Genomic DNA, 13,630 nt, shown 5'->3' on the forward strand with positions numbered 1-13,630 from the left:
AATTAGCTAATGAATCCAAGGAGCTCTTCGATTCTAATGAAATACTAGGAGAAGATTTCCATAAAATGCTGTTAGCAATACAAAATTTAATAGAATACCTAAATAGAAATTTTATTAAGGATGAAATTTTAGAAAATGAGGTGAATAGAATGACAAAAACATTATATGATCCAGAGGTTGAAAAGAGGGGCATAGAAAAGGGCATGGAAAAGGGAATAGCAGAAGGAATAGAAAAAGGAATTAATAAAGGCAAAGCAGAACTGTTAATTAAGCAATTATTAAAGAAGTTTAAAAATATACCAGCAGAGTATGAGGATAAGATAATGAATTTACCCATTAATACCATTGATAGAATTGGTATGGATATTTTTGATATAGATTCTGTGGAGGAATTGGAAGAGTATTTTAAGCTTACTAAAGTATAACAAATCATACAAATAGTAATAGTATTTATATCATTTGTATTGTATTTAATAAGCTTAAATAAAGAAAATGAAGTTAAGGCATGGGATTATATGATAATCACCATGCCTTAAAAATCGTTATTATTAAAGGATAAAGTATATAAAATACAATTTGCTATCTTTTATCATTTTGAGTTACAATAAGTTTAAAATATCATAAAATATATTTATTATGGACAAAATAAGTAAAACTGAAGGTGGCAAGGTTTATGATTTTAGATAAAGAAACTTTTTTAAGTAAATATCATCTTAAGAAAGAAGAGATTATAAAGAGTGGAATAGTTTGGGACACTTTAGAAGAAATATATATGGATTTCAATATGTATAAAGAGACTTATGAGACACAAGCAGAATTTATAGCAAATACACTTAGGGCACATAAGAAAATACATACGGTAAAATCTAGAGTAAAGGATTCAGAAAGGCTTATTGAAAAGATTATTAGAAAGACAGAGGATAGAAAATCAAAGTATGGAGAGGATTTTCAATTTTCTGTTTCTAACTATAAAGAAGAGATAAATGATTTAATAGGTATTAGAGCCATACATATATTCAAGGATGATTGGGAAGATATACATAATTATATTCTGGGCACTTGGAAGGTTGTTGAGATAACCGCAAATGTTCGAGAAGGGGATGATACAAAAATATTTGAGGAATTAAACATACAAATTAATTCTAGAAAATCAGGATACCGTTCTGTCCATTATCTTATAGAATTTTTCCCAACTAATCAAAAGGTTATAGCGGAAATTCAAGTAAGAACCATATTTGAAGAAGGCTATGGAGAGATTGACCATCAACTTAGATATTCTCATAAAGAGATCCCAGAGGTCTTAAAATTAAATCTTTTGCTATTTAACCGTATAGCAGGAAGTTCCGATGAGATGGCATCCTTTATAAATATGCTAAGCAAAAACTTGATGGAAATGGAACAAAAGTATGAAAAGATAATAAAACTTAAGGATAAAGAGATAGAGGATTTAAAAAGACAGGTAACCACAAACAAATAAATGTTACTATCGATACAGAATTTAATAGAATATCTGAATAGAAATTTTATTAAGGATGAAATTTTAGAAAATGAGGTGAGTAGAATGACAAAAACATTATATGATCCAGAAGTTGAAAAAAGGGGCATAGAAAAGGGCAAAGCAGAATTATTAATTAAACTATTATTAAAAAAGTTTAAAAATCTACCAGCAGAGTATGAGGATAAGATAATGAATTTACCCATTAATGCCATTGATAGAATTGGAATGGATATTTTTGATATAGATTCAGTGGAGGAATTTGAAGAGTATTTTAAGTTTACCGAATAATAACAAATGATATAAATAAGTAGCAGTATTTATTTAATTTGTAATGTATCTAATAGACATAAATAAAGAAATTGAATTTAAGGCATGGGATTATATGATAATCACCATGTCTTTAAAATCATTCTTGATAAAGAATACTTTGCAGAAAGGCTTTATTTCTACACTTCTGGTTGCCCCTTCCTGGTGAGTAAATTATGCAAAATCATAGATGAAAACATAATGAGTGAAGATAAATTATTATGGGAAGTGTCTATGGAATTTTAAAAGAAGATGAAGGAAATTGCAAGATAAGTAATAAAATTTATGAACAATTGCTCTATAACCATATGATGATGAAGGTTATAAGAAAGATAAGAAATCTATGAGCTTAAAAGATGGAGTGGAGAATCTTATCATCAAAGAGGATTATACCAGCTAGGTCAGTACTTAGAGCAATATAGCCTTAATGAGGGATACCTTTTAATATTTAATTTTAGAAGAGTAAATGGAGAAGTAGGAACAGTGAAAGAAACAACCTTAAACCTAGGTAAGAAAGGAAAAAGAATAGTTGAAGTTTATTGCTAAGTAAGGTTTCTACAGTTTGAGAATGCTAAAGTTTAAAAAAGTTTTAGCTTTATTTTATTTACAATAATAGTATAATATGGTATCATATTGATATCCAAAGACTTATACTATATCAAATTCGCAATACAATCTACCTAGAACCATAGTACTTACTTCAACAAAAAAGGTGGGTGATTTTGTTGGATTAGGAATGGAAGATGGATGGACAAGCTCTGGAAGAGGAGTTGTTTCTGGAAAAGTAGATTTAAAGTAAAACTTGATAAGGTGGTATTTACTTACCACCTTATTTTAAAGGAAGTGAGTTTATGAGTTTATTAGCTACAATTAAAAGAGGTCTTAATAGAACTAAAACTATTGCAGTCTTTCTGTTTATTTTTTTCATTTCAATATTTGCTTTTTACACAGAAGCCAGTTTTGATTTTGGACATCCTGTTGCTTCTTTGCGTTCTGCTTATGATAATACTATATTTACAGCCCTTGATATTAGATTTATAGTGCTTATCATTGCTATTGTAGGACCATTAATTATTTCTTTTGCCTTTGGAGATATATATATTGATGATTTAGAAAGCAACTGCGTATCTCTTATATTAACAAGAGAAAATAAGAAAAAATATCACAGAAACAACCTTTTAGCGGTTTTTATATTATCATTTTTTATCATGTTAATTCCTTTACTTATTAATCTTGCATTATGTTTGATTACTTATCCTTTACACGGTTTAGATAATAGCACTGGTACACCTGCATTTGTAATCAATTTACCAAGAGGAAATTATATTGAATATTTAAGGGTTCTTCATCCCTTTGCTTATAATATATTTTATATGCTTACACCTTCAATAACTTTTGCTCTCTTTGCATGCTTAACTTATTGCTTATCAATGATAATAAAAACTAACAAGTATCTTTGCTGTCTTTTAGCCTATGGGGTTTATATTGGTTCAAGTATTATTTTAGACAAGCTCCATTTAGAAAAATACAAATTTTTTAGTTATATCAACATCCTATCTCCTAATGCAGGGATTGGTGGTTTTATTAAAATTACTATAATTTTAATAGTAATTATATTTGTAATGTATCTAATAGGAGTAAATAAAGAAATTGAGGTTAATTAAATGAGATTAAAAAAAGAACTCTTTATGATTTTTGTACTTTTTATAATACTATATTTAACAAAAAACTTTTATGATAGCTACCGGTTATTTGTGTTTTTTATTCCAGTTTATTTGTGGCTTCTCTATACTGACTTAAGAAATTATTATTCGTATTATTCAATTATAAGATTTACAGCTTTCTTTAGCTGGCAAAAAAAGTTAATGTTGATTCTTGGAGAATATTCAATCATAGGTGCTTTAATATTATCAATAGATAATGTATTTATTTCAAATATGCCTGCTAACACAGCTTTAATTGGAGCTTTATTTCTACAATACTTTTTATTTTTATCTCTACTAGGTATTATATTAATTATTCCAAAGCTTAGTTATAGACGTAGTATTATTATCGAAGTTACACTTTTCATACTTTCCATGACGGATTTTACAATATTTAGATTTATAACAACACTTTATGATTTGAGACCAATAAAGGGTAATAATATCTTTTTATCTATTATTTATTTCATTATGTTAAATATAATTTTATATAGTGTTTATCTAATTAAAAATAAATTTGAGGGAGGAAGCTATGAATATAGCTAGGGTAAAAAAACTAATTTTTCCTATGTTACTAGCAATTATGCTTATTGTAATAAAATACGATGTACTCTATACTGCTAGTGATATAAGTACTTCTCTGTTATTTATTTATAATAGCTTTGATTATGAATATCTTATAGATGTTTATAGTATTGTTATATATGCTATTCCTATGGCTCTTTGGACTTTAATTATAACTCTAAGCTGCAATAGCTTTTATGAAAATTATATATTTCTGGTAACTAGATTAGGGGGACAAAAGATTTTTAAAAGCAAGCTCTTTGTTAAAGCTGTTTTTGAAATATTTTGTTTAATGCTATTTACTTACATATTTACTATGGCATTTCTTTGTTTCCTCGGTAAATATTCTATTGGAAGTATAGGCATAATACTCATCTCATTTACAATAAATTATTCAATTGTACTATTTTTAGTTTTAATCACTCTTATTTTTAGAATTTATCACTCTTTTTCTATTTCCATAGCTTTTACCTATTTAATAGAAATAAGTTTACTTGTAATAGGATTGTTTTTCGAGTACTTTCAGCTGAATTATTTTTTTATTAATAATCCCTTAATGAATAGCATATTACGTTTCCACAATAAACCTGGAGAAAATAACATGGTTATTTCACCTAAAGGTATTGTAATTAATATAGCCTTAATATTTATAGTGTCTGTTCTTTATAATATTCTTTTAAGAAAAAAGGAGGAAATTTAATGCTTAAAATAAATAATCTATGCAAAAGCTTTAAAAACAATGATGTACTTAAAAACATAAATTATACTTTTAAAACAGGTACAATATATTGTATTCAAGGTAAAAATGGTTCTGGAAAAACCGTGTTTCTTAAATCTATTTGTGGTCTTACTAAAGCTACAAGTGGAACAATTGAATATGATGGTAAAGTTTTAAATAAAGATTTTTCTATATTGCCTTCTCTTGGAGTAATAATTGAAACACCTTTATTTTGGAAGGACAAAACAGGTTTAGAGACCCTTGAATTTCTCACATCTATAAAAGGAAATGTAAAAAAAGAACAATGCATTGAGGCTTTAAATAAAGTTGGGCTAGGAGATGTGAAAAATGTTAGAATAAGAAAATACTCCTTAGGCATGAAGCAACGCTTAGCAATAGCTCAAGCTATAGTTGAAAAACCCCAAATTCTACTCTTGGATGAACCTACAAATAGTTTAGATCTTGATGGGGTAGAAATTTTTCAAAAAATAATGATTGAAGAGAAAGCACGTGGAACCATTATTTTAATAGTAAGCCATGTTATGGATGACATTGAGGAAATTTGTGATAAAAAACTAAGTTTATTTAATGGTACATTTAAAGAAATCAATTGACAATAAGGAGATATTAATATGAATAAAAAGTTTTTATGGATTATCTGTATAACTATTGTAATTGGAATTTCATTTTTTACAGCCTTTAAAGTTAAAGATTCTTTTTTGCCAATTCCTACCCTTGAAGAGGAGAAGAAAATAAATCCCTCTGTTGCATACTCGTGGTACGACGATGAAACCTTTCAACTTGCATATCCCTATTTTACACTTGATATTAATAATCTTACAGACCTTGAAACTGCCTCTAATTTAATATTAGAAGTTCAACCAATAGACGAAGGAAAACCTGACACTTACTCCCTTTTAAGAAAGTGTAAAGTAGTAAATACTTTTAAGGGGCAACTAACTGAAAATATAATTTATTTATATGAAAACAGTTATTTTTATCATAGTTGGAATTATTTTTGTTATGAAGGGTACATTAATATGAAAAAAGATGAAAACTATATTGTTTTTCTTAATGGAATCGAAAACTCTAATAAAGTAGAAAAAAAAGAGTTGCGTAATGGATATATATTTACAACTCCTAGATTTGGAAAATATAAAATAAATCATAAAGCCAAATTAATAGAACATGATCCTGAAAAAAATGAAATTTATTTTAATGATGTAGCTGATTTACCAGTTTTTTTTAACAAAGAATCCTATGTGGATACCTACAATAACATATTATATGATATTGAAAAAAAATACTTTCACTAACATAATATTATTATAGGATGGTGATGGATTTTAATTAAGGAATTTAACATAATAGTCCTTGGATATAACCACTGATTTTAATGTAGATATGAGCTTTTCAAAGGATGAAATAATCACTATGTTAGATGATTACACTGAAAGCAAAAATGTAAAACTTGGTAAAGAATACTTTGCAGGAAGGCTTTATTTTTATACTTGTGGTTATCCCTTCTTGGTGAGTAAACTATGTAAAATCATAGAGATACATCCTTTCTCTAGGATGTGTTAATATTGAGTTAAAGGCATGGAATTATATTATAATCCCATGCCTTTAAAGCCATTGTTATTTCTTTTTAAGACTTCATAAAAAATACAATTCATGTTATAATATGTAAATAATATATAAAATAACTTTAATATACAATTATTGAAAAGGTGGTATAGAAGTATGGATGAAGTTAAATTTCAACAATGGAGTCAAATTAGAGAACATGGTCTTTTACATTAAGAGATTCAGTAGTAGCAAAAGATTTAAAAATCAGATAGAGTTCTACACTGCAGTTAGAAATTTGTATATTAGAAAATCTTCCTAAATTGTAAAATAAGTTATATTAAAGCACGTGGAGAGGGGATAAAATATGCTGTATTATATTACTATCATTTTTGCATTAATTACAATACCATATTGGTTTATATCACTAACGTTAATATTAAAAAATAAGTTTAATAATAAATGGATACATTTCCTGCTAAAAGATCACGCTTTCAATTTAATTACATCAAATAAATATACATTTAAAACATATATAAAGATAAAAATCACACTATTAATACAGCTTACATCATATATTGTTATTCTTATTTTTTTCATAACTATTCTGAAGTCATCTGATAAGTATGCTGTGTCAATGAAATGTAGTGCTATTGCAGTGTCTTTATTCCTTATAAGTATTATTGGTAATAATCTAATAATAAAGTATTTAGAAAATAAAGATGAAATTTTATGAAACACCATAATGGATAAAAACAATAAATTTTCAAAATACTTCAAATAATTCCTTGACCTTCTCCTAAAAATGTCATATAATGTAACTATGCTTTTATGGAATTCGAGTTATAGATAAAAGTATTTGGTAGAAAAGACATAAATAAAAGGATATGTTAGGTTATATTAAGGGGAAATGTAGGTTAATGAGAGCGTGTCTATATTATGATTAAGTAATTTAAAGGGGAAAATTAGTATAGAGAGGGGGATTAGATGTAATTGATTCAGGTGAGATGCCCAATTTGCAATAATAGATTATTCGATGTGGAAAATAGCTACGTTGGAATGATAGAGATAAAGTGTAATAAGTGTAGAAAACTTCTGGGGGTAAAGAACAATATTAAATTAAGAAAAATAGAATTTTCATATATTATGAGTTAAGATATAAGTTAAAGTATAATAAAACATACCGAGCAATGGAGAATTAACTACCGAATAGCCGGATGGTTGCTAAATTAGCAGTCATTTGGCTATTTTTTTATTTTAACAGAATTTAATCCTTCTAGGGTTAGTTTTTAAAGCCTTTCATTGTGGAAGGCTTTTTTTAGCATCTCCACCTAGGCTTTGAATAGCTTCATAAAAGTTTCAATGAAAAAATTTGAAGCTAGGAGAGATGGATATGAATATTAAGTATGAATTTATTACAGGGGAAGTTCAGGAGGTTATTGTACCTGATGAGCTTATTAAAGTTGTCATGGAGATAGAAAGACAGGTTCATAATAATAATCGCAATGAGAGACGTAGACACAATTCTCTTGAGGAAATGGAGGAGCATGGTTTTCAATTTAGATCTAATGATATTGAAGTTATTGAGAATGTAGAAAAAATATTAATTAATGAGAGTCTTTATAAGGCACTAGGTAAATTATCTTTCGATGAGAGAAAGTTAATTTACCTAGTGTTTTTTCAAAGAAAAACTATTATTTCCATTGCCAAAGAGAGAGGGGTTAGTGAGGGAAACATAAGAAGGATTCTTAAGCTCATATATAAGGAAATAAGAATCCTTTTAAAAAATTTTTAAAAATTTTCAAAAAACTTTCAAAAATAGCTACGAATTCATTGCTACGAAGGCTTTATATATAGAGGGTATTTTTTTGAAGGAGGTTTATTTATGGATATTAATATTAATGTGAACTTTAATTGCAGGGAACTTATCAAGGTTTTAACACTTTCAGCTAGGTTTTTTCAAGCTTTGGATGAGAAGGAGTCTGAGGCTTTAGGTACTGATGGTGAATTACCTAAAGATAAGGAAGAGGGACTGATTTGGAAGTTAGAGGATGCTAAGGAAGAAAAACTAAAGGGACAGGATGCCTATGTGCTTTGTAAGGATGAGGTTACTTTAGGGGACATTAGAGAAAAATTGGCTGCTATGTCTCAAAAGGGGGACCATGAGAGGGTTCGTCAGCTCCTTATTAAGTATGGTGGTGAGAGGCTTTCAGATGTTCCAAGGGAGAATTATGTAGACTTGCTTAAGGAAGCTAATGAGGTGCAGTAAATTAATTTAATTATGAGGAGGAGTTAATTATGTCAGTTAAGGTTAATACTAAGGTTATTACAGGAAAAGTTAGGCTTTGTTATACAAATCTCTTTGAGCCAAGGATTATGGATCTTAATCAGGAGCCTAGGTATAGTGTTTGTATTCTTATTCCTAAGTCAGATAAGAATACTTTGGAAGCTATTATAAAGGGTGTTGAAGGGGCTAAGCTATCTGGAGCTGCTCTTTGGGGTGGTAAGATTCCTATGGATTTGAAGTTGCCTCTTAGGGATGGTGATGAGGAGAGAGGTGAGCATGAGGAGTTTACCAATCATTATTTTATCAATGCTATTTCAAAGGAAAGGCCTGGGGTTGTGGATAGGAGTCTTAGGGATATTTTAGAGCCTGGAGTTGTTTACTCTGGTTGCTATGGCAGAGTTTCTATAAACTTTTATGCCTTTAATCAAGGTGGAAATAAGGGAGTTGGTTGTGGTCTTCAAAATGTGCAAAAGCTTGAGGATGGAGAGTTTTTAAGTGGCAGATCTAGAGCCCAGGACGATTTTGATATGGTGGGGGATGATGATAATGAATCATGGTAAAGAGAGGCTTTTGTCTATTGATATAGAGACTTATTCTAGTAGAGACCTTAGTAAGTGTGGAGTTTATGCCTATTGTGAGGCAGAGGATTTTGAGATCCTACTTTTTGCCTATGCCTTTGATGATGAGGAGGTTAGGGTTATAGATTTAAAGTGTGGTGAGGAAATACCTAGGGAAGTTATGGAGGCTTTAACTAGTGAAGATGTTATTAAGACTTCCTTTAATACTAACTTTGAGAGGATATGTATATCTAAGTATTTTAACTTGGACCTTGTAATAGAGCAGTGGAGGTGTACTGCTGTAAATGCTCTTTTATTAGGACTTCCAGGGAGTTTAGAGGGAGCTTTAAATGCTATGGAGATGAAGGAAGGAAAACTTAAGGAAGGTAAGGACCTGATTAAATATTTTTCCATGCCTTATAACTATGGAGAGGATGGACAACCCTTAAGACATGTACCAGAGGATGATTTTGTTAGGTGGCAGCTTTTTACTGTGTATTGCAGAAGAGATGTGGAGGTGGAGAGGGCTCTTAGAAAAAGGTTGTGTAAGTTTAGACTCACTCCTAAGGAAGAAAAGCTATGGCACCTGGATCAAAGGATTAATGATTATGGAATTTTAGTTGATGAGGATCTTATAGCTAGTGCTAGAGAATGTGCAAGGGAAAGCCAGGATTATATAAAGGAAGAAATAACAAAGGTTACAGGAATTGAAAATCCTAATAGCAATGAAAAGTTAAAGAGTTGGCTCTTAGATAGGGATGTTTATACAGATAGTCTTAGTAAGGAGTCTATAGAAAGGCTGTTAAACCGTGATATCAGTGATGAAATTAAGTCAGTGCTGAGATTAAAGTTAATCCTTTCTAAGACCTCTATTAAAAAGTATGAAGCTATGGCTAGTGCCATGGGGAAGGATAGGAGAATTAGAGGATTGTTTCAGTTTTATGGAGCTAGTAGAACTGGAAGATGGGCTGGGAGGCTTGTTCAGGTGCAAAATTTACCTAAGACCACCTTAGATGACCTGGATATAGCCAGGGATCTTTTAAAAAGTAGAGATTATTATGAACTGGACATGTGTTATCCAAGTGTGCCTAGGGTTCTAAGTGAACTTATAAGGTCATCCTTTATTCCTAAGGAGGGCTCTAGATTTATCATTGCAGATTATAATGCCATTGAAGCTAGGGTTATAGCTTGGCTGGCAAATGAAAAATGGAGATTAAATGTTTTTAATTCCCATGGAAGGATTTATGAAACCTCTGCTGCTAAAATGTTTCATGTGGATGAGAAAGAGGTTACCAAGGGCAGTATTCTTAGGGAAAAGGGAAAGATTGCAGAGCTTGCTCTAGGTTATCAAGGAGGTAGGGGAGCATTGCTTTCCATGGGAGCTTTAAAGATGGGCCTTGATGATAAGGAGGTTACTAACTTAGTTATCACCTGGAGGGCTGCCAACAGAAATATTGTAAAGCTGTGGAAGAATATTGAGAGAGCTGCTTTAAAATCTGTAATCCATGGAAAGGTTGTAAAGATGCGTAATGGGATTACTTTTTCCATGGAGGATGGAATTTTGTTTGTAACCCTGCCTTCAGGAAGAAGCCTTGCCTATATAAATGCGAGAGTAAAGAGGGATTTTAGACTTAATAAAAATGTCCTTACCTATGAAGGGGTTGATCAAAATAAAAAGCAGTGGGGAGTCCTTAAAACCTATGGAGGTAAGCTTACGGAAAACATTGTACAAGCTATAGCTAGGGATTGTCTTGGAGAGGCTATGTTAAATCTTGAAAAGGCTGGATATAAATGCGTTATCCATGTCCATGATGAAGTGGTTTTGGAAGTGCCTCAGGGCTTTGGTTCTGTTAAAGAGGTGGAGGAAATCATGAGCCTGCCTATACTTTGGGCTATGAATTTACCTTTAACAGCTGAGGTTAATGAAAGTAGTTATTATAGAAAATTTTAAGAAAAGGGAGTATGTAAGTTATGAAGGAAACGAATATTCAAGGTTCATTAAAGTATGAAGGAAGCCTTGCTCTATCAGTGGGGAAAAGCAGAAGGGATAAGCAGTGGGATAATGTAAATGTCACATGGGGACAGCTAATAGAAAAACTTAGCAGTACTGTTTATACCTCTGAAACTTTGGAGGAGTATAAAAATTCGCCTAAGGATCTTCAGGATAATATAAAGGATGTGGGTGGCTTTGTAGGTGGTACTTTAAAGGAAGGTAGAAGGACAAAGGCTTCTGTCATGGATAGGCAACTACTGACTTTAGATTGTGATTATGCCACTTCCTACCTATGGGATACCTTGGATATGTTATTTGATTTTGCTGCAGTTATATACTCTACCCATAAGCATTGTGAAGATAGACCTAGATTTCGCCTAGTAATTCCTTTAAATAGAAGGGTGACACCTGAGGAATATGAAGCTATAGGAAGAAAGGTTGCTAAAGATATAGGCATGGATTACTTTGATGATAGTACCTATGAGCCTTCTAGACTTATGTATTGGCCTTCAACTAGCAGTGATGGAGAATTTGTCTTTCACTATAAGGATGCTCCATGGCTTAATGCAGATCAGGTTTTAAATTCCTATGAAAATTGGAAGGATAGAAGTACTTGGCCAGAATCCTCTAGGGTTAATAAACACAGGAGAGCTTTAGCTAATAGGCAAGGCTCTCCAAGGGAAAAGGCGGGAATCATAGGAGCCTTTTGCCGTAGCTATTCCACTCCCCAGGTTATAGATAAGTTTTTAAATCATATATATATTCCTACTATGGACAAGGATAGATATACCTATGTAAAGGGCTCTACCTCTGGGGGACTTGTAATTTATCAGGAAGGAGATTTTGCTTACTCCTATCACAGTACAGATCCTATATCAGGGCTCCTTTGTAATGCCTTTGATTTAATGAGGCTTCATAGCTTTGGACATCTAGATGAAGGAGTACCTGAGGATACACCAAGTATTAAGCTGCCCTCCTACAAGGCTATGATAGACTTTGCTAGAAATGATAATCAGGTAAAGTTAACTATTGGAAAGGAACGGCTTTTGCAAGCTAAGGTGGATTTTAAGATTGAGGAAGAGCTTAATGGTGATGAGGCTAACCAATGGATGCAGCACTTAGAGGTGGATAAGCTAGGGCAGTACAAGTCCACCATAGAAAATATTAGTTTAATTCTTGAGAATGACGAAAATCTAAAGGGGAAAATAGCTTTAAATGAATTTTCTCATAGAACTATGATTAAGGGTAATCTGCCCTGGCATAGGCTTCTTAATAAAAAAGAAGGGGATCAGTGGAAGGACAGTGACGATTCATCTTTAAGGCATTATATAGAAAAGGTTTATAGGATAACTAGTCCCATGAAGATTAATGATGGTCTTTTAATTGTAGAGGAGAAAAATAAGTTTCATCCCATTAGAGATTACTTTAATTCCTTAGTGTGGGATGGAGTTAAAAGAGTTGACAACCTATTTATAGATTACCTAGGAGCTAGTGATACTAAATATAACAGAATGGTTACAAGAAAGGCTTTAGTTGCTGGAGTGGCTAGGATTTTTAATCCAGGCGTGAAGTTTGATTATATGCTGGTTTTAGTTGGAAAACAAGGTGTAGGTAAGAGTCATATTTTAAGCCTTCTAGGGCAAAACTGGTACTCTGATTCATTTAACACAGTGCAAGGGAAAGAAGCCTATGAACAACTTCAAGATGCTTGGATTATAGAAATGGCAGAGCTTACTGCTGCAAAAAAAGCAGAGACGGAGGCAGTAAAACACTTTATATCTAAGAGGGAAGATATCTATAGAGTTGCCTATGGAAAGAGGGTTACAAAGTTTCCAAGGCAGTGTGTATTCTTTGGAACCACCAATGAAATGGACTTCTTAAAGGATAAAACAGGGAATAGAAGGTTTTGGCCTGTAATGGTAGAGAAACATAGAATTAAAAAGAATTTATGGAGAGAGGATATAAAGGCTGAAATCCACCAGATTTGGGCAGAAGCTGTGGAGCTTTGGAAGATGGGGGAAGAGTTATTCTTAGAGCTAGAACTAGAAGAGCAAGCAGTTAAAATCCAAGAGAAGCACACAGAGAGAAGTTCCATGGAGGGATTGATTCATGAATACCTTGAAATGTCTCTTCCTGAAAATTGGGAGGACCTTGATGTGGCAGCTAGAAGAAATTATATTCATGGAACTAACTTTAAAGAAGATGCAATACCCACTAAAAAAAGAGATAAAATATGTGCCATGGAGATATGGGTGGAGCTATTACAAGGAGATCCTAAGTACATGAAACCTATGAATTCTAGAGAGATTAATGATGTGCTCCGTGTCCTTGAGGATTGGGAACCCTATAACATGGGCACAGGAAAGCTGAGATTTGGTAAAAATTATGGATGTCAAAGAGCATTTATAAGAAAGAATAAGGTTGAAACTAGGCTTGAA

The 13,630-nt window shown here is 31.6% G+C and carries 15 protein-coding genes and 2 pseudogenes; 16 read left to right on the forward strand and 1 reads right to left on the reverse strand.

Features of this window, described 5'->3' with window-relative positions; translation table 11 throughout:
• From B3J31_RS10555 to B3J31_RS10570, 4 genes and pseudogenes are all read left to right on the forward strand, one after another.
• The coding region (locus B3J31_RS10555; RefSeq protein ID WP_346873967.1) for a DUF4351 domain-containing protein at window positions 1–425 on the forward strand (425 nt) is incomplete at its 5' end.
• A 248-nt stretch (window positions 426–673) separates the two neighbouring features.
• Window positions 674–1,477 (forward strand): RelA/SpoT domain-containing protein, encoded by an 804-nt coding sequence (locus B3J31_RS10560; RefSeq protein WP_346867427.1) that lies wholly within the window; start codon window positions 674–676, stop codon window positions 1,475–1,477.
• 84 nt (window positions 1,478–1,561) lie between these two features.
• A complete protein-coding gene (locus B3J31_RS10565; protein ID WP_346867426.1) occupies window positions 1,562–1,786 on the forward strand; it encodes a DUF4351 domain-containing protein in 225 nt (74 codons plus the stop codon).
• A 117-nt stretch (window positions 1,787–1,903) separates the two neighbouring features.
• Window positions 1,904–2,350 (forward strand): annotated as a pseudogene (locus B3J31_RS10570) (hypothetical protein); the annotation flags it as partial.
• A gap of 102 nt (window positions 2,351–2,452) precedes the next feature.
• On the opposite strand, the gene B3J31_RS10575 reads toward B3J31_RS10570, so the two are convergent.
• Entirely contained in the window at window positions 2,453–2,632 is a 180-nt protein-coding gene (locus B3J31_RS10575) for a hypothetical protein (protein WP_346873968.1), read from the reverse strand.
• Between the two features lie 23 nt (window positions 2,633–2,655).
• On the opposite strand from B3J31_RS10575, the gene B3J31_RS10580 reads away from it, so the two are divergent.
• The 12 genes and pseudogenes from B3J31_RS10580 to B3J31_RS10635 form a co-directional block, all read left to right on the forward strand.
• A complete protein-coding gene (locus B3J31_RS10580; protein WP_150844329.1) occupies window positions 2,656–3,468 on the forward strand; it encodes a hypothetical protein in 813 nt (270 codons plus the stop codon).
• Complete coding sequence (locus B3J31_RS10585; protein ID WP_346867425.1) at window positions 3,469–4,053, forward strand: hypothetical protein; 585 nt, start codon at window positions 3,469–3,471, stop codon at window positions 4,051–4,053.
• Window positions 4,040–4,771 carry a hypothetical protein gene (locus tag B3J31_RS10590; RefSeq protein ID WP_150844327.1) on the forward strand — a complete coding sequence of 244 codons (732 nt, stop codon included), beginning with the start codon at window positions 4,040–4,042 and terminating at the stop codon, window positions 4,769–4,771. Before B3J31_RS10585 ends, B3J31_RS10590 begins: the two co-directional genes overlap by 14 nt.
• Window positions 4,771–5,403, forward strand: coding sequence for an ATP-binding cassette domain-containing protein (locus B3J31_RS10595; protein ID WP_150844326.1), 633 nt, complete (start codon window positions 4,771–4,773; stop codon window positions 5,401–5,403). Before B3J31_RS10590 ends, B3J31_RS10595 begins: the two co-directional genes overlap by 1 nt.
• An 18-nt stretch (window positions 5,404–5,421) precedes the next feature.
• Window positions 5,422–6,105: a hypothetical protein gene (locus tag B3J31_RS10600; protein ID WP_150844325.1), complete on the forward strand. Its 684-nt coding sequence runs from the start codon at window positions 5,422–5,424 to the stop codon at window positions 6,103–6,105.
• A gap of 47 nt (window positions 6,106–6,152) precedes the next feature.
• Window positions 6,153–6,346 (forward strand): annotated as a pseudogene (locus B3J31_RS10605) (AAA family ATPase); the annotation flags it as partial.
• A 1,002-nt stretch (window positions 6,347–7,348) separates the two neighbouring features.
• Complete coding sequence (locus B3J31_RS10610; protein ID WP_167403036.1) at window positions 7,349–7,510, forward strand: hypothetical protein; 162 nt, start codon at window positions 7,349–7,351, stop codon at window positions 7,508–7,510.
• Window positions 7,511–7,748: 238 nt separating this feature from the next.
• Window positions 7,749–8,150 carry a sigma factor-like helix-turn-helix DNA-binding protein gene (locus B3J31_RS10615; RefSeq protein ID WP_346867423.1) on the forward strand — a complete coding sequence of 134 codons (402 nt, stop codon included), beginning with the start codon at window positions 7,749–7,751 and terminating at the stop codon, window positions 8,148–8,150.
• Window positions 8,151–8,240: 90 nt separating this feature from the next.
• A complete protein-coding gene (locus B3J31_RS10620; protein ID WP_346867422.1) occupies window positions 8,241–8,624 on the forward strand; it encodes a hypothetical protein in 384 nt (127 codons plus the stop codon).
• A gap of 29 nt (window positions 8,625–8,653) precedes the next feature.
• Window positions 8,654–9,202 carry a DUF2815 family protein gene (locus B3J31_RS10625; protein ID WP_346867421.1) on the forward strand — a complete coding sequence of 183 codons (549 nt, stop codon included), beginning with the start codon at window positions 8,654–8,656 and terminating at the stop codon, window positions 9,200–9,202.
• Window positions 9,189–11,150 (forward strand): DNA polymerase, encoded by a 1,962-nt coding sequence (locus B3J31_RS10630; protein WP_346867420.1) that lies wholly within the window; start codon window positions 9,189–9,191, stop codon window positions 11,148–11,150. The genes B3J31_RS10625 and B3J31_RS10630 overlap by 14 nt, the downstream gene beginning before the upstream one ends.
• A 20-nt stretch (window positions 11,151–11,170) precedes the next feature.
• The coding region (locus tag B3J31_RS10635; RefSeq protein WP_346873969.1) for a virulence-associated E family protein at window positions 11,171–13,630 on the forward strand (2,460 nt) is incomplete at its 3' end.

It is taken from the genome of Clostridium sp. UBA5988, from assembly GCF_002435615.1.
In the GTDB taxonomy this organism is placed as follows: Bacteria; Bacillota; Clostridia; order Clostridiales; family Clostridiaceae; genus Clostridium_J; species Clostridium_J sulfidigenes.